The organism is Flavobacterium gelatinilyticum (genome assembly GCF_027111295.1).
GTDB lineage: Bacteria > Bacteroidota > Bacteroidia > Flavobacteriales > Flavobacteriaceae > Flavobacterium > Flavobacterium gelatinilyticum.
This window is the reverse complement of the sequence record NZ_CP114287.1, coordinates 5,068,744-5,086,055: the sequence shown is the minus strand read 5'-3', so window position 1 is coordinate 5,086,055 and position 17,312 is coordinate 5,068,744. Positions and strand designations below refer to the sequence as shown.

At 33.5% G+C, this 17,312-nt stretch carries 21 protein-coding genes and 1 other RNA gene; 10 read left to right on the top strand and 12 right to left on the bottom strand.

Annotated elements, in window-relative coordinates; genetic code table 11:
* The first annotated feature begins 87 nt into the window (after positions 1-87).
* Together OZP11_RS22115 and OZP11_RS22110 are read left to right on the top strand one after the other, a co-directional pair.
* Positions 88-909, top strand: coding sequence for a DUF3822 family protein (locus tag OZP11_RS22115; protein ID WP_281232655.1), 822 nt, complete (start codon positions 88-90; stop codon positions 907-909).
* Positions 906-1,514, top strand: coding sequence for an RsmD family RNA methyltransferase (locus tag OZP11_RS22110; protein WP_281232654.1), 609 nt, complete (start codon positions 906-908; stop codon positions 1,512-1,514). The genes OZP11_RS22115 and OZP11_RS22110 overlap by 4 nt, the downstream gene beginning before the upstream one ends.
* 106 nt (positions 1,515-1,620) lie before the next feature.
* On the opposite strand, the gene OZP11_RS22105 is transcribed toward OZP11_RS22110, so the two are convergent.
* A complete protein-coding gene (locus tag OZP11_RS22105; RefSeq protein ID WP_281232653.1) occupies positions 1,621-3,735 on the bottom strand; it encodes an outer membrane beta-barrel family protein in 2,115 nt (704 codons plus the stop codon).
* A 143-nt stretch (positions 3,736-3,878) separates the two neighbouring features.
* Between OZP11_RS22105 and OZP11_RS22100 the strand changes: the two genes are divergently transcribed.
* The 3 genes from OZP11_RS22100 (at position 3,879) to OZP11_RS22090 (ending at position 6,225) form a co-directional block, all read left to right on the top strand.
* Positions 3,879-5,237 carry a sensor histidine kinase gene (locus OZP11_RS22100; protein WP_281232652.1) on the top strand — a complete coding sequence of 453 codons (1,359 nt, stop codon included), beginning with the start codon at positions 3,879-3,881 and terminating at the stop codon, positions 5,235-5,237.
* Between the two features lie 10 nt (positions 5,238-5,247).
* Positions 5,248-5,934 (top strand): response regulator transcription factor, encoded by a 687-nt coding sequence (locus tag OZP11_RS22095; RefSeq protein ID WP_281232651.1) that lies wholly within the window; start codon positions 5,248-5,250, stop codon positions 5,932-5,934.
* A gap of 96 nt (positions 5,935-6,030) precedes the next feature.
* On the top strand, positions 6,031-6,225 hold the full coding sequence (locus OZP11_RS22090) for a hypothetical protein (protein ID WP_281232650.1): 195 nt from the start codon (positions 6,031-6,033) through the stop codon (positions 6,223-6,225).
* Between the two features lie 104 nt (positions 6,226-6,329).
* Here OZP11_RS22090 and OZP11_RS22085 read toward each other — a convergent pair whose 3' ends face one another.
* Together OZP11_RS22085 and rnpB are read right to left on the bottom strand one after the other, a co-directional pair.
* Entirely contained in the window at positions 6,330-7,577 is a 1,248-nt protein-coding gene (locus OZP11_RS22085) for a cation:dicarboxylate symporter family transporter (RefSeq protein ID WP_281232649.1), read from the bottom strand.
* Between the two features lie 30 nt (positions 7,578-7,607).
* Positions 7,608-7,942, bottom strand: an RNA gene (gene rnpB, locus OZP11_RS22080) — RNase P RNA component class A.
* A 124-nt stretch (positions 7,943-8,066) separates the two neighbouring features.
* On the opposite strand from rnpB, the gene OZP11_RS22075 reads away from it, so the two are divergent.
* The gene (locus OZP11_RS22075) at positions 8,067-8,360 is read left to right on the top strand and encodes an SH3 domain-containing protein (protein ID WP_281232648.1); all 294 of its coding nucleotides are present in this window, start codon (positions 8,067-8,069) and stop codon (positions 8,358-8,360) included.
* A 174-nt stretch (positions 8,361-8,534) separates the two neighbouring features.
* Here the strand turns inward: OZP11_RS22075 and OZP11_RS22070 are convergent, their stop codons facing one another.
* The 6 genes from OZP11_RS22070 to OZP11_RS22045 all read right to left on the bottom strand — a co-directional run bounded on the left by OZP11_RS22070 (position 8,535) and on the right by OZP11_RS22045 (position 11,654).
* A complete protein-coding gene (locus OZP11_RS22070; protein ID WP_281232647.1) occupies positions 8,535-8,906 on the bottom strand; it encodes a LysM peptidoglycan-binding domain-containing protein in 372 nt (123 codons plus the stop codon).
* 6 nt (positions 8,907-8,912) lie between these two features.
* On the bottom strand, positions 8,913-9,392 hold the full coding sequence (locus tag OZP11_RS22065) for a BON domain-containing protein (RefSeq protein ID WP_281232646.1): 480 nt from the start codon (positions 9,390-9,392) through the stop codon (positions 8,913-8,915).
* Positions 9,393-9,579: 187 nt separating this feature from the next.
* Positions 9,580-9,906, bottom strand: a complete 327-nt coding sequence (locus OZP11_RS22060; RefSeq protein WP_281232645.1) for a hypothetical protein — start codon at positions 9,904-9,906, stop codon at positions 9,580-9,582.
* 23 nt (positions 9,907-9,929) lie between these two features.
* The gene (locus OZP11_RS22055) at positions 9,930-10,436 is read right to left on the bottom strand and encodes a hypothetical protein (protein ID WP_281232644.1); all 507 of its coding nucleotides are present in this window, start codon (positions 10,434-10,436) and stop codon (positions 9,930-9,932) included.
* A 52-nt stretch (positions 10,437-10,488) separates the two neighbouring features.
* Positions 10,489-11,079: a hypothetical protein gene (locus OZP11_RS22050; protein WP_281232643.1), complete on the bottom strand. Its 591-nt coding sequence runs from the start codon at positions 11,077-11,079 to the stop codon at positions 10,489-10,491.
* 74 nt (positions 11,080-11,153) lie between these two features.
* The gene (locus tag OZP11_RS22045; protein WP_281232642.1) at positions 11,154-11,654 is read right to left on the bottom strand and encodes a LemA family protein; all 501 of its coding nucleotides are present in this window, start codon (positions 11,652-11,654) and stop codon (positions 11,154-11,156) included.
* A 152-nt stretch (positions 11,655-11,806) separates the two neighbouring features.
* Between OZP11_RS22045 and OZP11_RS22040 the strand changes: the two genes are divergently transcribed.
* From OZP11_RS22040 to OZP11_RS22025, 4 genes are all read left to right on the top strand, one after another.
* Complete coding sequence (locus OZP11_RS22040; RefSeq protein WP_281232641.1) at positions 11,807-12,475, top strand: hypothetical protein; 669 nt, start codon at positions 11,807-11,809, stop codon at positions 12,473-12,475.
* A 45-nt stretch (positions 12,476-12,520) separates the two neighbouring features.
* A complete protein-coding gene (dnaX, locus tag OZP11_RS22035) occupies positions 12,521-13,606 on the top strand; it encodes a DNA polymerase III subunit gamma/tau (protein WP_281232640.1) in 1,086 nt (361 codons plus the stop codon).
* A gap of 296 nt (positions 13,607-13,902) precedes the next feature.
* Entirely contained in the window at positions 13,903-14,319 is a 417-nt protein-coding gene (locus OZP11_RS22030; protein WP_281232639.1) for a DNA polymerase III subunit gamma/tau, read from the top strand.
* 121 nt (positions 14,320-14,440) lie between these two features.
* Positions 14,441-14,998 (top strand): acetate uptake transporter, encoded by a 558-nt coding sequence (locus OZP11_RS22025; protein WP_281232638.1) that lies wholly within the window; start codon positions 14,441-14,443, stop codon positions 14,996-14,998.
* A 75-nt stretch (positions 14,999-15,073) separates the two neighbouring features.
* Here OZP11_RS22025 and OZP11_RS22020 read toward each other — a convergent pair whose 3' ends face one another.
* The 3 genes from OZP11_RS22020 to OZP11_RS22010 form a co-directional block, all read right to left on the bottom strand.
* A complete protein-coding gene (locus tag OZP11_RS22020; protein ID WP_281232637.1) occupies positions 15,074-15,652 on the bottom strand; it encodes an NAD(P)H-dependent oxidoreductase in 579 nt (192 codons plus the stop codon).
* A gap of 135 nt (positions 15,653-15,787) precedes the next feature.
* Positions 15,788-16,348: a Crp/Fnr family transcriptional regulator gene (locus OZP11_RS22015; protein ID WP_281232636.1), complete on the bottom strand. Its 561-nt coding sequence runs from the start codon at positions 16,346-16,348 to the stop codon at positions 15,788-15,790.
* A gap of 62 nt (positions 16,349-16,410) precedes the next feature.
* Positions 16,411-17,301, bottom strand: coding sequence for a Ppx/GppA phosphatase family protein (locus tag OZP11_RS22010; RefSeq protein ID WP_281232635.1), 891 nt, complete (start codon positions 17,299-17,301; stop codon positions 16,411-16,413).
* Positions 17,302-17,312: the final 11 nt, after the last annotated feature.

Here is a 17,312-nt window from a genome sequence, read left to right as displayed (position 1 = left end):
AATTATATTTGTTCCTTTTTAATTTGTAAGTTTGTGGTCGCCTAAAATTCTTTCTATTCAGCGCCGGTAACGAATTGTAAATCAAATATGTCATTACACAATACAAATATCACATCAAAAAAATATAAAAAACTTTCGATTCAGGTTTCGCTGAACGGATTCTCATTTGCTTGTTTTGATACTTTAAACAATACCATCACTTCTTTTAATGAAGTGGTATTTGATAATGTGCAAAAACAAAACAAAATAGAGGATTTGTACGCTGAGGCATTTAAAAAACATCCTGAATTAAAGGAAACGTATGATGATATTTTAGTAATACACAGTAATAATCTTTCGACTTTTGTTCCTACTGCACTGTTTGATGAGAATTATTTAGGAAGTTATCTGCAATATACCACCAAAGTTTTTGAAACGGACTTTTTTACTTACGACCACATTCTGAATTACGAAATGCACTCTGTTTATATTCCGTATATCAACATCAACAATTTTTTGATTGACAATGTGGGTTCATTTGATTATAAACACGTAAACAGTATTCTGGCAGAAAAAATTCTGGAAGCTTCCAAAAATAATGACGAGAAAAAAATGATCGTGAATTTTAATCCGGATCATTTTGAGATTCTTGTGGTTCAAAACCAAAAACTTCTGTTATTCAATTCATTTGAATATGAAAAACCGGAAGATTTTATTTATTACATTCTTTTTACAGCCGAGCAGCTGAATTTAAATCCTGAGATTTTTCAGCTTGAACTGCTGGGTACGATTACAGAAAATGACACTTTTTATGCCATGGCTTACAAATACATACGCAATGTTTCCTTTTTGGATGTTACCACGGCAAAAGAAAGAAACAATTATACAACTGCTCAAAATCAAAAACATTATATCTTATTTCAATCATGAGAATTATTTCAGGAAAATACAAAGGGCGTCGGATTTTTCCACCAAAAAACCTTCCTGTAAGACCTACGACTGACATGAGTAAAGAAGCATTATTTAATGTTTTGAATAATCATTTTAGTTTTGACGGCTTAAAGGTTTTGGATTTATTTTCGGGAACCGGCAATATAAGTTACGAGTTCGCTTCGCGCGGCAGTGCGCCTATTACCTCAATCGACGGTGATTTTGGGTGTGTGAAATTTATTAAACAGGTTTCATCAGAATTCGATTTTGATATTGCTGCTACAAAAAGCGATGTTTATAAATTTCTTGATAATTGTAAAACATCATACGATATCATTTTTGCAGATCCTCCTTACGGTTTCGATCAGGCGGCTTTTGAAAAAATTGCGCTTACGGTTTTTGAAAGAGAACTGCTTTCTGAAGACGGTATGATGATTATCGAACATTCAAAATATACCAAATTGGATCATTTAAGTAATTTTTCGTTTCAGAAAAGTTACGGCGGTTCGTATTTTAGTTTCTTCGAACTGCATTCTACAGACGATGAAGAAGAACTTCCGGACGACATGGCCGCTGTAAAAATACGCGAAGAAGATGAAGGTTAATTCTTCAAATTTTTAAATCTCAATCTTAAAATAAATTACATAATTTAAATTCCAAATTCCAATTTGACATTTCGAATTGGAATTTGGAATTTTTGATATTAGCCTTTTATCGAATACGATTTTCATTCTCATTGACGCTCTTTTCTTTATATTCTGAATCTTTTATCTTTCCGAAAGAATAACGAAGTGTAATCGAAAATTCATTAGCATCGACTAAATATCTTGCTCTGGAGCCGATGTTGTTTATGGTGAATCTTTCTGTGTAAATGGTATTTTTAAAAATATCATTATAATTCAGTGTACAATTCCAGTTTTTACCAAAAGATCTGGCAAGCGACATATCAAAAATTAGTTTGGCATTTCGTTCAAAAACACCTTCTTTCTGTTTGGTTGATCCCCAAAACGACAAAACGAATGTAAAATCCTTTGGCAGTTTAAAAGTATTATTGGAGTAATAATACAAATAGGTCTTTGAAGAATTAAACAATGCCAAATCGTCTTCGATTTTATTTGTGGCAAAAACCAATGAATTGGTATTCGTCCAGATTTTATAAGTAAACGGAAGCGTGAACTCTATGTTGTAACCGGATTCTTTTTGGAAATTTTTCTCGCTAAATGTCAATACATTGCTTGCATCATCAAATACAAAATCCTGATAAACGGGATTTTTATTTTGATACAAAGTCAGTTTTACCGATTTATCGTGATATTGAAAAGCAACTGAAATCACATCCATAAAAGTGGGGACTAAATTAATATTACTTCCGTAAATAAAATACGGATTTATATACACGCCAATCATACTTAGTGACGAATAATTGGGTCTGGAAATACTTTTAGAATAATCTATACTTACACTCTTTGAACTGTCTATTGAAAACGAAAACTGGGTTTTCGGGAAGAGATTCGTATAATTTTTATCAATCTGCGATGAGCTTTCTGTGCTGTACTTTCCGTTAACATTTGTATTTTCGACCCGTAATCCAACTGAGAAATTTACTTTTTTAATTTTTCCGGACAGCTGTGAATAGACGGCTGCGTTTTCTTCTTTAAAATTATAATCAAAATTGGTATTTTCATTTTTTTCAAAATCAAAAACATCATAATCTGATTTGGATTTTGCAGCCGAATACAAGCCTCCGTATTCCCAGTTCATATCATTTTTAAACTTTTTTTCCAGATCAATTCTTCCGGAAAAAACATCGACATTAAATTTCTGATCACGGTTTTGTGATAATTCCGGCCGTGTATTATTGAAATTATTCTCAACTAAAGTCCATAAATGCTGATTGAAATTAGAACCTTGCAGACCAATAAAAAGCTTTGTATCAATTGTTTTTAATTTCTTTGAATAATTTAAAAATGAATTAATAAAATTCTTGTCACTGGTATTATCACTAAAAGTATAAACATGATTTTCCTGATCCTGATTTTTATTAAATGTAAATGCATTGATATCAAAAGTATCGTTCTGCCATCTGCCGTTTACATTGACGGAGAAATAATCCTCGTCGTTAATTTTATAAAACAAACCGCCTCCAAAAATATATTTATTCCTTTTTGTAACTGCTGACACATCGTAACTGGATATAATTTGAGCCTGCGGAATCTGATATGCAATACTGTGACTTTCCCACGGTTCTAATTTGTTGTAATTAAAACTGGCTTTCCATTCGAGTTTATTCTTTTTAAAACTGGAATTAAATCCAAGATAATTATTGCAATATTTTTTGAATGAAGCTGTTTCAAAAATATCCATTTTAAAACTGTCTTTTTTACTTAGTTTTCTGGTTATCAAAATCACGGCACGTCCTTCGGCTTCGTATTTAGATGACGGGTTCTGAATAATTTCGATCGTTTTAATATCAGAGACAGCCAGGGCATTCAAATCGTTCATTCCGGCTTTCTGATTATCAATATAAATCAACGGATTTCCTTTTCCAACAATTGAAATACTTTCACGATCTGAACTAATCTGAACCAAAGGCAGTTTTGAAAGCAGTTCAACCGGATCCAGGATCGAATTGTAAACAGAATTAGCAACGTCTACTTTTATATTTCCGTTTGAATTGGTAAAAGTCTTTTTATTCTGACTGATTACAACTTCGTTCAATTCATTTGAAACAGAATCTTTTGGTGTTTCATTTTGAGCATTTGCAATAAAAGACAAACTGAAAAGCAATAGTGCCAAAAGCAGTTTTACGGGCAGATAAATAGTCATTTTTTAAATAAAGAAATTTGGTTAGTGATGATGCAAAAATGCTTTGAAAAACGAGTTGCGAAAGTTAATCGGAGGTTAATGCAGGGTTAATCTGCTATTTGATTGGTAAAAGCAGTATTTTTGAAACAGAATTTCAAATAAACATGAAACGAAGAATCAATTTATTAATCGCATTTTCTGTGCTTGCCCTTGTGGTTTTAACAACGGTGCAATGTTATTTGGTAAAAACGGCTTATGATTATAAAGTTGCGCAGTTTCATACGCAGATTAAAAACGAAATTGGTCAGATTACCAATAATTACAGTGATATCGATTCGGCATTAACCGCTAAAAAAGAAACGCTTTACAAGAAACTTTCAGAAAATTATATTCAGGGAAAAAATACCAGACTTGACATTAAAAAAGGTGTTCTGGAAACCGAATTTCAAAGTGCGATAACACAACAGCTTCAAAGAAAATTTGAAAGGGATCTTCCTAATTTTAAAATTGATTTTGCGATTGTCCTCAATAAATTTATCCTTTATAAAAACACACAAAAAGCTGATACTATTTTCTCAGAAAAACCTTTTATTCAAAACAAACTTTACGGAAACCTGACTTCATTAAACCACGCTTTTTTGGTTAGAAGTTATGTAGGAACAACAAACGGAATTTTTGAAAATCAAGATTATAAATTATTGACAGAAGATTCAATGTACGTTTCGGTTATCGACTGGGAAATGATTATTCTGCGAAGAATGGCTTTTATACTGGTTTTGTCCTTATTGTCGATTTTAACACTGATAAGTCTGTTTGTAATTGCCATAAAAGCTTTGATTAAACAAAAGAAAGTCAGCGATGTAAAAACTGATTTTATCAATAATATTACCCACGAACTCAAAACGCCGCTGGCAACCCTTGGAATCTCGACAAAGATTCTGGAGCAGAAAAATATTCGTGATAACGATGAAAATTTTAATTCGATTGTAAATACAATTTCTCGTCAGAACAACAGGCTTCAGAGTTTGATTGACCAGGTTATGGCAAATTCACTCGCTGAAAATGAAATCGAACTGCAGAAAGAAAAAATTGATACCGAGGATTTCCTGCTTTCCATCGTAAATGATTTTAAACTTACTTTTCCAAAAATTGATATTAAAACTGATTTCGGGACTTCAAAAACCGTTTTAATTCTGGATAAATTTCATCTGACAACCGCGTTTTTAAATGTTCTGGAAAACGCCGTAAAATACGGTTCGAATTCCATTACAGTAAAGACAAAAATTGTCGATAAGCAATTCTCTATAAGTTTTGAAGATGACGGAATTGGCATTGCCAAAAATAAACAGGCGCTCCTTTTCGAGAAGTTTTATCGTGTTGAACAAGGAAACCTGCACAATACAAAGGGTTTAGGTTTAGGTTTGTACTATGTAAATCAAATCGTAAAAGCGCATCAGGGATCTGTAAGCGTGATCAGCGATTTAGGAAAAGGAACTCAGTTTACTATTTTATTAAAAGTTTAATTACCTTATTTTGAAAAGATTACTTTTAGCCGAAGACGATTTTGATTTTGCAGCAATTTTAAAACAATATTTAGAACTGCATCAATTTGAAGTAATCTGGGCAGAAAATGGCGAAACGGCTTTAGATTATTTTAAAAACCAGACTTTTGATATTTGTGTTTTTGATGTAATGATGCCTAAACTGGACGGTTTTTCTCTAGCGGAAAAAATCATTACAATTAATCCTGAAACTCCTTTTATTTTCCTGACTGCAAGAAAGCTGAAAGAAGACAAGATTATTGGACTGAAACTGGGTGCAGACGATTATATTGTAAAACCTTTTGAAGTCGACGAACTGGTGCTGCGTTTACAGAATATCCTAAAAAGAATTGAACAAAAGAGAAGTCTGGACGGAAACAATACAATCGAAATTGGTTCGTATATTTTTGATAATGAGCGTTTGACTCTTGTTACCCAAAACCACGTACAGCAGCTTACGGAGAAAGAAGCAGCTCTTATTGAATATTTATATCTTAATCATAATCAGTTATTAAAGAGAGATCAGATTTTAATGTCGGTCTGGAAAAAAGACGATTATTTTTCAGGCCGAAGCATGGATGTTTTTATCAGCAGACTCAGGAAATATTTTAGCTCAGATCCTAATATCAAAATTGAAAGTGTCCGAAATATTGGTTTAGAATTTAAGATTCAAAAGTAGGCTTCTGCGAATCATATAATTTTCGTAAACAATTGTATAACAACAATTCATGATTATAAAAATAAATTTATTAGAGAACTTTTAAATCTAATAATCATGAACCTAAAAAGATTTTTCGGCGGGTTGCTTACAATCCTCGGAATTATAGGACTTATTTATACAGCCGTGATTTTTGCCGGCACTTCCGGTGAAACCCGGGATATTAAATCGCTTATCATTTACGGAATATTAGGAATCGTCTTTTTCATGTCGGGAATCAGCCTGATACGAACTACTAAGGACGAATCATAGTTTTTTACCGCAAAGGCAGTAAAGTTTTTTCTCGCAGATTTCGCAGATTCGGCTGATTTATATTTTAAATATCTCTTTGATCTTCTAAATCTGCTGGAAAAATTCTACTCAATATCACTATTCAAATTTAACTCTGTAAAATCTCTTTCTGATTTTGAGATGATAATCGTGGCAGCTGTGTTTCCTATTAAATTGGTAATGGCTCTGGCTTCGCTCATAAATTTATCAACGCCAAGTAAAAACGCCAGTCCCTCTACCGGAATTTTATGAAGGGCTGTTAAGGTTGACGCTAAAACTATAAAACCGCTTCCGGTAACACCCGCCGCGCCTTTTGAAGTAATCATTAAAATTCCTATAACGGTCAGGATTTCCAGGAAACTCAAATGCACGTCATACAGCTGCGCCAAAAAGATTACTGACATTGAAAGGTAAATCGAAGTTCCGTCCAGATTAAACGAATAACCTGTCGGGATTACCAATCCAACAACTGATTTGCTGCATCCCATTTTTTCGAGTTTTATCATAATACTTGGCAGTGCCGCTTCTGAAGATGAAGTTCCAAGAACCAGTAAAAGTTCTTCTTTAATATATTTTAAAATCGAAAAAATACTTATTTTATAATATTTGAGGATACTTCCTAAAATTAAAAACACAAATAACGCCATTGTGAGATAAACACAAAGCATGAGTTTGCCAAGCGGAATCAAAGTTTTAAGACCAAATTTACCTATGGTAAAGGCCATTCCGCCAAAAGCTCCAATTGGTGCCAGGTACATAACATATTTTAAACCTGTAAAAACTACTTTAGAAAATCGTTCCAGAACTAAAATGGTCTGTTCTCTTTTTTGATAAAAGTTTAAAGCTATACCGCAGATTATTGCAGCCAATAAAACCTGAAGGGTAAAATTAGATAAGAAAAATTCTAACCATGAAAAATTTTCGGCAGCACCGCTTGTATATTTACTCGCATCACCAATTTCTAAGCTGGATTTATCGATTTTTCCGGGCTGAAACAAATAAGCCACTGCTACACCAATTGCCAAAGCAATTGTTGAAACGACTTCAAAATATCCTAAAGCTTTTACACCAATCCGGCCTACTTTCTTTAAATTTCCCATTCCGGAAATTCCCAAAACAATCGTCAGGAAAATAATTGGTCCTATAAAAAGTTTAATCAGATCGATGAACTTTTTTCCTAATACTTCCATTTTTACACCATTTTGAGGCGAATAATGTCCGAGTAAAATCCCGGCAATTATGGCAATTAAAACCCAAAAAGTAAGGTTTGTAACTACAATAAACAAAAGGCTTTTCTTGGTTTTTAATGAAGGATCAGGAGTGTTTATATTCATGAAAATAAGTTAGATAGTTCACAAATATATAAAAAATGCAGACCTGTAAGCCGGATTCTGTTCTTGTCTTGTTTTTTAGAAACGAAGACAATACCTTATCATTTATCTAGATCCTGCATTACTGCAGGACTCAATCTACCTACCCTTCGGCAACGAACGAGAAGCCCTTAAATGCCGATATACTTGGTATTTCACCGCATAGAGTTTACCTGGTTTCACTACAGCATTACCTGTACATACTTTCTGCTGCACTTGTCCTAACTCTGATAAAATCGGAGCCGACGGGCGTTACCCGCTATGCTTCTCTATGGTGTCCGGACTTTCCTCCCTCCGCCGAGGCGGACGACGATAAGGCGGTCTGCGCTGCAAAAGTAGCGATTTCTTAAGGAACAATAATAATTTTAAATTTCCGATTTTATGAGAATTGTCATAACTTTTTAATTTTAAAATGGTTATCTTTAAAATTATAATTATTAAACTGATTTTGTTATGAAAAGAATGTATCATTACGCAACTGTTTCAAAGGCTTTAGATCAATTGAATGAAAAGGGATTTACCTGCGACTTTAACCGCAATGCTGACATGATCAGAAAAAATCCTGAGAAATTTGAAATTGTTCATGTGTATCGATACGAAGGGGAATCTGACCCTGGCGATGAGGCAGTTGTATACGGAATTAAATCGACTTCGGGCAAAAAAGGCGTTTATGTAGCCGGCTTTTCTGCAGATTCAGATTTAGAAACAGCACAAGTTCTGTTTGATTTAAGTATCAGAGGAAGATAATTAATGCTTGTTTATTATTGCCAATGGGCTTATCGCGAAGACACAAAGGTGCAAAGTAAATTCAGCACAGGTTTTACCGCATAGTCAGCAAATATTTTCACAGAGAAAAACAAATTTGCTGACTATGCGGTAAAAAAATGCCCGTCGCAGGACGGACATTTAAATTAATTAAAACTAGGCTGTCGGGATTTTTAGTTTCCAGCCCGGCTGGATTAAATCGGGATTTTTTATGATATCTTTATTAGCCTCAAAAATAGCCTGCCATGAAACCCCGTGCGCTTTTCCAATTTTAGAAAGCGAATCTCCATTTACCACAGTGTATTCGGTTGAAGAACCTTGTGTTACCTCAATATTCATAACAACATCTGCCGATCTGAATTCCGGATCTATTTTTTCATAAGTCTTCCAGAGTTTATCCTTATCTGCAGCCGATTTTGCTGTACCGTCAATATACAATACATTATCCTGCTCGCGTACCTGCAAATTTGTAATTCCTAATTCATAGGCCAAATTTGTTACCTCTTTATATTTATCCTGCAAACTCATAACTTCTTATTTAATAGTTAATTTGTTGTCAACTTTTTTAGGTTTCAGTTCCTGTATGCTTTGCATTAAAGGTTGTAATTGATCTTTTTTTATTTCTCCCGAAAGCGTTACAATACCTCCAACAACAGTAACACTTACACCATCGTAAGAATCTACAACTTTGTGTACTGATTTATCTAAATCAGCATCCGAATTAATTATAACAGCTGCTGCAGCAGGTTCTTTATTGGGTTCCGGAAACTGGCAGTTGTTTACTACGGTTTTTACACCTTTAACTGTTTTAACTGTTCGCTCGATATTCTTTTTAAATGCCTCATCGTCGCAGGTCCCAACAATTGTAGCAACTCCTTCGTGCACAGTAACCTGAATTTCTGGCGTGTTGCTTAATTTTTCAGCGATTGCTTTTTCAATATCGGCATCTTTAGGGTTACAGGCCGTTAATGAAATGACAAGACTCATGCCTAATAAAATTGATCTGATTTTCATAATACTATCTTTTAATAATTAACTATTTAAAATTAAACAGATTAAAAACTAAAAATTTATAGATAGTCTTATAGGGATTACATTTTTTCCAGTAAAAATGAAGGAATTTCCAAGTTACAAATCGCTGTATCGAAATTCAAAATGAAATATCAATACATAAAAACAGATTAGAAACAAATGTTTTTTTTCAAAAGCTATTCTTTGGCAATTCATAACTTGCTGAATACAAAAACTCTTTATCAGACTCTTTAAATTCTAAAAAAGCGTTCTTATACCATCGAGAGTCAAATGAAGTTACGTTATAATCGTCTGGAGTCCGCACATCATAAAATTCGCCATTCAGCCAAGATTCAATACCAAGAATTCCTATTCCAAGTTTTTCAATCCTGCTTAAAACAATCTCAAAATCTGAAGTGGAAAAATATTTAATTAATTTGGAATCAAAGCCATTATTTTGATTTTCTAAATTACAGAAAACATGTTCATCTAAAAATTGTGTTTTTTCCTGATCCATCTTACAATAAAACAGTTAGAAAATTATTCAGAAACCAAATTCGTATTTTCAACAATAAAATCTATTGCGATTTTTACCTTATCCGGTTTAGTAAGTCTAATAATTCTTTTCTTTAAATTTAAGCTTTCATTAGTCATAACAATCAAAAAGCTTTTTACCGAAACATTTAAATCCGGTTCCCAATTATGAAGTTCTTGTGTTTTTTTTGAATCGTTATAATTCGTCGAAAGTATGCCGGCTAATAATAAGACCTTTTCGTAGTTTTCGACTGGAATTCTGTTTTTTATTAAAACAAATCCATACAAAAAAACTGTTTTATAAAGAATCCCATTCTTTAAATACAAACCTTTTTTAGTCAATAAAATGGTAAAGAAAAAAATAATGAAAACAAATAAGACTAACTCTATAATAATGCTCTGAAACTCTAACGAATTATGCAGTCCCAGCAATATAGCTGTACAGCAGAAAATCAAAATAATTAAATTTTGAAATTGTCTAAAATCTAAATTTCTTTCCAAAATCACTTTCATCAGATACTAATTATTATTGCAATTATTCTGAATTTAGAAAATATTACATCTTTTACTGCGGTTTATAAACCAAATCAAAAATGGTCTTTTGTTTTAATAATTGCGCCTGCAAAAAAGGAATCCCTATTGGAAAGCACCACACTGCAGCAAAAAAGAAAAATTCGGGTGTAGAATTTCCTTCCAGAATTATCATGATTCGTTTTGCAACAAAATAACTTACGTAAATATAGCAGCCTAAAACAATTAGCATATAAATACTTACTACAAAACCAATAAGGGCCCAGATTGAGTTGTCCAGCAAAATTTGTTTGTAAAAAATATCCAATTCCAGATTTTTGATAAATAACAAGACAAACCAGGAAACAATGATCCAATATGAAATTTTAAAATATCGAATATCAGGATATTGCGGATGTTGTATTTGTCCGGTATAATACACGATTCCCCAAATCCAGATTAAATAAATTGAAGCCGCAATTGTACACGTTATCAAAATTAAAGGAAAAACAAATTCAAAATCGGCAAAAATTCCGATGAGACTCATTATTCCCGTAATAATTAATGAAATAAGAGGTAATATAATAAAGAATAACACGAAGGTTATGGGTTGAAATTTTAGGATTTTTGCAGTTAGGTTTTTCATTTTTGGGGTTTGTTTTTTTAAGCGTAAAATGTATTTATGAACAAAACGTTCACATTGCTAAGATTTGTATTTGTTTAAAATTCTACATTTGGAGGTTTCGAGTCAGAGCTGATTTCATAAATCAACTCTTTTTTATTTAAGCTCTTACAGATTTCATTGTACTTTTTTATTCTGCTGAAAATGTTATTTTCAGCTACATATAATTCGTCCAGCATAAATAACACCTCTTCATTACTTATTAATTCAGGATCATGCTGAAGGTTAACCAATGTTCTAGTCAAATAAGTAGTAAGATTATCATTTTTTAATTTTAGATTTCTAACAGCCGCCGCATTAAAAGCTGCTTTTTCGCATTCTGTTTTTAAATTTTTAGCATTAGCTGTTGTTTTAGCTAATTCGGATTTATTCATTTTTTTTGATTTCTGAAATCTGGCAGTCAGCTTTAAAACTATTTCACTTTTAAATAAAAGATTCTGCCTGACCTCTTTCCAGCTTTCATTAATCCTTGAATTGCCCTGAGCAAAACAATTAAAACTAAAAATAAAAACTAATATAATTAGAACCGTATTTTTCATTGGCATAAACGTATTATTGAAATTACTGATTACTTCTAATTCATCTGTAATTTTGTGCTAAATGTACTTGTTTTTTAATTACAAATAACCTGCTTGAAAATTATGTTTTGATGATGCAAAAAAAGACTATTATTGTATAAAAAAATCAATCAATGAAATTAAAATACAGTTTAGTTTTTATATTATTTTTTATTCTTAATTTCTCTTTTGCATGCGATTGTAAACAGCCTGAAAAGAAAACATTAGTCGAAGACGGAATAAGAAAAGCCGAAATCATTTTTTACGGAGATGTCATTGAAATTGATAGTACAGCAGGAACTTATACTTTTAAAATTATTGAATTATTTAAAGGAAAACCCCATTCGCAATTTATTAAAGGAAAATACAAGGGCAGCTGTTCTGTAATCCCTCAAATCAAACAACTCTGGATTGTATATGCCAATTTCAAGGATGACAAAACGATTGATATAAGTATTTGTTCACCAAGCAGAGGATTTATTCCGCGCGATAGCTTCTACCCTCCTCCTCCGCCAAAAACAACACATAATACAACTAACAAACAACTGCAGACTTTGTTTGAACAGGTATTTGAACTGCAAATTGAGAAAAATAATTTAAGCGACTGGATTTATCAGTTAGAAAAACTGAGAATATACAAAGCATCCCAAAATAAAATTTCTGAGGAAAAAACAGAAACAAAACTGGAAACCTACAGCAGATATATTATCATATCTTTGATAGTCAACATCGTATTATTTTCAATTTTAATCTTTGTAATTTTTAACAAAAAGATTTCGCCAAATAAGCAAAATCAGCTTTAAACAACGGAACAAAAATCATATCTTTGCTACCGAATAAAAAAGAGTATGGAACAATTTGTAGTATCGGCACGTAAATACCGCCCGCAGACCTTTAAGGATGTTGTGGGGCAGAAAGCCATTACAAATACGCTGCTGAATGCTATTGAAACCAATCATTTGGCTTCGGCTCTTTTATTCACCGGACCTCGTGGAGTGGGTAAAACAACCTGCGCCCGTATTCTGGCCCGAAAAATTAATCAACCCGGATATGATGATCCAACTGAAGATTTTGCTTTTAACGTTTTTGAGTTAGATGCTGCTTCAAACAACTCGGTTGATGATATTCGTAACCTTATTGATCAGGTTCGAATCCCGCCTCAAACCGGACAATATAAAGTATATATTATTGACGAGGTTCATATGTTGTCTTCGGCTGCTTTTAATGCTTTCCTTAAAACATTAGAAGAACCGCCAAAACATGCTATTTTTATTTTAGCGACAACAGAAAAACACAAAATCCTTCCTACGATTTTATCTCGTTGTCAGATATTTGATTTCAAAAGAATTACGGTAAAAGATGCTAAAGAACATTTGGCAGATGTTGCTGAAAGTCAGGGAATCAATTTCGAAGACGATGCACTGCACATCATTGCTCAAAAGGCAGATGGTGCCATGCGTGATGCTTTGTCTATTTTTGACCGTGTGGTTTCATACTGCGGTACAAACCTTACACGTCAGGCTGTAACCGAAAACCTAAACGTTTTAGATTACGAAACCTACATCTCTGTTACCGATTTAATTCTGGAAAATAAAATCCCGGATCTTTTACTTGCATACAACGATATTCTTGCTAAAGGTTTCGACGGACATCATTTTATTGCCGGACTGGCTTCTCATTTTAGAGATTTATTAGTCAGCAAAACACCTTCGACTATTGCTTTGCTTGAAGTTGGAGAGCAGGCACAGCAAATGTACGGCGTACAATCGCAAAAATGTTCGCAGGAATTTTTATTAAAAGGAATTGACATAGCCAACGACTGTGATTTAAAATACAAACTAAGTCAGAACCAGCGTCTTTTAGCTGAGTTATGTTTGATGCAGCTGGCCTCTATCAACTTTGATGGAGAAAAAAAAAAGCTGAGCAATTCATAATTCCACCCGTTTATTTTAAAAACGGAGGATATTCTATTGTCGAAGTTCAAAATTCCAAAGCTCAAATTCCAGCCACAGGAAACGAGAATTCAGATTCAAAACCACAGATTTCAGGAGAAGAAAAAAGCAGTGACCAAGTCAATCAAAATGCCAATACTGACGTAAACCCTAAAAACGAAAACAGTACTGCTCCGGAAACTCCAAAAACAGTAACACCGGAATCACCAAAAACGGAGACAGATAACACACCTAAGGTTTCTGCTTTTTCTCTTGCCAGTATCCGCAAGAAAAAAGAAATGGAACAAAGCAGTAAATCATATGTAAAACCTTCTTCTGTTTTACCAACTGAAGATTTTAACGAAACAGATATGCTGCTTCATTGGAATAAATATGCTGAACGTTTAGGGCAGAAAGGTTTTAAGATCATGGAATCTATCTTGTTGATTAATGATCCAGTTCTTAACGGAACCACCATCACGTATGAACTGCCAAACGAAGGCTCTAAACTTGAATTTGAAAGTCAGATGAACGGTTTATTAGGTCATTTAAAAGGCCATTTGCATAATCACGACATTACAATCGAAGTAATTGTAAACGAACAGGCCGAAACCAAACGAACTTATAACAATCAGGATCGCTACAACCGTTTCTTAGAAATCAATCCAAATATTGAACTTCTGCGGACCACATTTGGACTGGATTTAAAAGACTAAACTTATTTTAAAATCTTCTTACTTAAAACAATTCCAAACATATTTAATGAGTTTCGTCATGTTTTAGTAGTATTTTCTGCAATATTTTTGGCAGATTACTAACTAATTAAATATCAAAAAATTGGAAAAACAACTGGCAAATTCTGCTCCATTAGGTCTTTTAGGTTTTGGAATGACCACTATTTTATTAAACATTCACAACATGGGATTTTTTCCTGTCAGTGCCATTATTGTGTCAATGGGAATCTTTTACGGAGGTATTGCTCAGGTAATTGCCGGTATTATTGCTTTTAAAAGAGGAAGTGTTTTTGCTGCAACCGCATTTACTTCGTATGGCTTTTTCTGGATTACTTTGGTTGGAATATGGATGCTTCCGGGCACTGGTATTGTTATAGCAGGCAGTTCTCCTAACTCATTTTTGGGCTTTTATCTGGCTATTTGGGGATTATTTACTGCTTTTATGTGGTACGGAACATGGGGAGGAAGCAAAGTACAGCAATTTGTTTTTCTTTCTTTAACCGTTTTATTCTTTCTGCTGGCTGTAGAAAAATGGACCGGAATCGAAGTAATAGCAGTTTTTGCAGGAGCAATTGGAATAATCTGCGGAAGCAGTGCTTTCTATCTGGCAATGGCTGAATTACTTGAAGAGGTAAAAGGAAAAAAAGTTTTACCTTATTAATATTTTCTTGCCGCGAATTTCATTAATTAACGTTAATTTTTTATTTCTGTTAATCATCAAATTCGCGGCATTTATTTACTTGTTTCTGAATCCAAAATCATAGACTTTTTCAAGCCACTTTTTTCTTTGCGCTTCATGAGCTGTTTTGATAATTCCGATATAACTTACTTTTACCGGTTTTACACCGCAGAATTCCAAAGTTGATTTCTTTAACTGGTTTACACTTGGTCTTCCAAAAAACAATCTGTAGTACCAGCCGGGCTGATCCAAGGTTGTAATGATATGTGCCGTTTTACCTTTTAGAAGTTTATCCCACCATACTGAATTTTCTTTGTACTGAAACGCCATTCCCGGAAGAAACAACCGGTCAATAAAACCTTTTGTAATTGCAGGAAGCCCGCCCCACCAAACAGGATGAATCCAAACCAAATGATCGGCTCTTTTAATTTTCTCCCATGATTCCAGTAGATCCGGTTCTAATTCTGTTCTTTTTTGATAGCCGAATTTAAGATTGGAATTAAAATTTAAATTGGCGATGGTAATGGTTTCTACTTGTACTCCCGAAGCAATGGCGCCATTTTTATACGATTCGGCAAGTCCGAAATTGAAACTTTCCGGATTCGGGTGTCCATTTATAATTAGTATTTTTTTCATATCAATGTTTTTTCAAAAATACTGAGTACGGATTTTCTTTTATCGGACAAATGTCTAAAAAGCTTTTTTACTCCGATAATTTTTTCTCTCGCAGATTTTGCAGATTGAGCGGATAGTCGAGAGCGTGAAACAAACTTAAATAACCGCTTTTCTAATCCGGCTTAAATGTCTTGGTGTGACTCCTAAGTAAGATGCTAAATATTGCAGCGGAATCAGCTGGAGGTATTTTTGGTGGTTTTTATAGAGTTCTTCGTAACGTTCAGCACCTGATAATTTCTGAAAAGAAACCATCCTTTTATGCAGATTGACAAATTCTATTTCAGTTAATTTTCGCCCTGTTTCCTGCCAGTTAAAACCGGACTGATAGAGTTTTTCCAATGCTTTTCTGTTCAGGATCTCTAATTCGGTATCGGCTAAAGCCTGAATATTTTCTTCGGCTTTTTCTTCTGTTATAAAACTGGCAAAGGACGCCATAAACTCATTTTCAAAAGCAAAACAATTGGTGATTTCGTCGCCTTTATGATTCACAAAATAGGAACGGAGAATTCCTTTTTTTATAAAAAAAATTTCATTGCAAACCTGGTTTTCAGTTAACAGCAATTCTCCTTTTTTCAAAGTTCGAAATGTAATTAAATCATCTAAAAGATTTAATTCTTCTTTCGAAAAATCCTGAATGCTTTGAAAAACTGATTTCATTTGTATAGTTTTTGCCCCGAATTACACTAATTGAAATTAATATAATTCGGGACAGCAAAAAATTAAATTTTACCGTAGTACATTGCTTTTACGATACCATCTGAAAGTCCAATTTTTGGAACAAAAATCTGGCGTGCGCCACTCCATTTCATTGCATTTAAATAAATACGTGTCGCATGAATGATAACGTCGGCACGGTCAGAGTTCAAACCTAATTCAGAGATTCTTTGTTCGTATGTCAGTGAATTTAAAAATGCGTACTGCGAATTAATATAAATATACGAAAGCGGTTTTTCCTGCTGTTTTCCGGACATTTTAAACAATTTATTGATGTTTCCTCCAGACCCAATCAGGGTTACCTCGTCGTACTCAGCTGTATTGGTTTTAATCCATTTTTCGATTTCGTCCCATACTACATCATGAACCATATTGTTCAGCAGACGAACTGTTCCGGCTTTGAATGATCTGGAATTTACTAATTTCCCGTTAGAGAATAAAGTAAATTCGGTGCTGCCGCCTCCAACGTCTACAAATAAATAAGTTTCATCAGATTTAATTAAATGATGTAAATCTGTAGAGGCGATAATGGCTGCTTCTTTTTTACCATCAATAATTTCGATTTTAATGTCGGCTTTTTTCTTAATCAAAGCCACCACTTCTTTGGCATTATAGGCTTCACGCATTGCAGAAGTTGCAAATGCCATATAGCGTTCTACTTTATGCACTTTCATTAAAAGGTTAAATGCTTTCATTGCATCAACCATTCGGTCTATATTTTCAGGTGAAATTTCCCCTACAGTAAAGGCGTCCTGCCCTAAACGAATTGGTACACGAACAAGGGAACTTTTATTAAACTGCGGTTCTTTACCTTCTTGCTCTACAACGTTTGCTATAAGAAGCCTCATGGCATTTGAACCTATATCTATTGCTGCAAACTTCCTAATATTAATCATGCTCACTTTAT

What these genes read in the sequence shown, in the direction of transcription:
- OZP11_RS22115 (WP_281232655.1), top strand. Translation starts at nt 88, where the DNA reads ATGTCATTACACAATACAAATATCACATCAAAAAAATATAAAAAACTT.
- OZP11_RS22110 (WP_281232654.1), top strand. Translation starts at nt 906, where the DNA reads ATGAGAATTATTTCAGGAAAATACAAAGGGCGTCGGATTTTTCCACCA.
- OZP11_RS22105 (WP_281232653.1), bottom strand. Translation starts at nt 3,735, where the DNA reads ATGACTATTTATCTGCCCGTAAAACTGCTTTTGGCACTATTGCTTTTC.
- OZP11_RS22100 (WP_281232652.1), top strand. Translation starts at nt 3,879, where the DNA reads ATGAAACGAAGAATCAATTTATTAATCGCATTTTCTGTGCTTGCCCTT.
- OZP11_RS22090 (WP_281232650.1), top strand. Translation starts at nt 6,031, where the DNA reads ATGAACCTAAAAAGATTTTTCGGCGGGTTGCTTACAATCCTCGGAATT.
- OZP11_RS22085 (WP_281232649.1), bottom strand. Translation starts at nt 7,577, where the DNA reads ATGAATATAAACACTCCTGATCCTTCATTAAAAACCAAGAAAAGCCTT.
- OZP11_RS22075 (WP_281232648.1), top strand. Translation starts at nt 8,067, where the DNA reads ATGAAAAGAATGTATCATTACGCAACTGTTTCAAAGGCTTTAGATCAA.
- OZP11_RS22070 (WP_281232647.1), bottom strand. Translation starts at nt 8,906, where the DNA reads ATGAGTTTGCAGGATAAATATAAAGAGGTAACAAATTTGGCCTATGAA.
- OZP11_RS22065 (WP_281232646.1), bottom strand. Translation starts at nt 9,392, where the DNA reads ATGAAAATCAGATCAATTTTATTAGGCATGAGTCTTGTCATTTCATTA.
- OZP11_RS22060 (WP_281232645.1), bottom strand. Translation starts at nt 9,906, where the DNA reads ATGGATCAGGAAAAAACACAATTTTTAGATGAACATGTTTTCTGTAAT.
- OZP11_RS22055 (WP_281232644.1), bottom strand. Translation starts at nt 10,436, where the DNA reads ATGAAAGTGATTTTGGAAAGAAATTTAGATTTTAGACAATTTCAAAAT.
- OZP11_RS22050 (WP_281232643.1), bottom strand. Translation starts at nt 11,079, where the DNA reads ATGAAAAACCTAACTGCAAAAATCCTAAAATTTCAACCCATAACCTTC.
- OZP11_RS22045 (WP_281232642.1), bottom strand. Translation starts at nt 11,654, where the DNA reads ATGAAAAATACGGTTCTAATTATATTAGTTTTTATTTTTAGTTTTAAT.
- OZP11_RS22040 (WP_281232641.1), top strand. Translation starts at nt 11,807, where the DNA reads ATGAAATTAAAATACAGTTTAGTTTTTATATTATTTTTTATTCTTAAT.
- dnaX (WP_281232640.1), top strand. Translation starts at nt 12,521, where the DNA reads ATGGAACAATTTGTAGTATCGGCACGTAAATACCGCCCGCAGACCTTT.
- OZP11_RS22030 (WP_281232639.1), top strand. Translation starts at nt 13,903, where the DNA reads ATGGAACAAAGCAGTAAATCATATGTAAAACCTTCTTCTGTTTTACCA.
- OZP11_RS22020 (WP_281232637.1), bottom strand. Translation starts at nt 15,652, where the DNA reads ATGAAAAAAATACTAATTATAAATGGACACCCGAATCCGGAAAGTTTC.
- OZP11_RS22015 (WP_281232636.1), bottom strand. Translation starts at nt 16,348, where the DNA reads ATGAAATCAGTTTTTCAAAGCATTCAGGATTTTTCGAAAGAAGAATTA.
- OZP11_RS22010 (WP_281232635.1), bottom strand. Translation starts at nt 17,301, where the DNA reads ATGATTAATATTAGGAAGTTTGCAGCAATAGATATAGGTTCAAATGCC.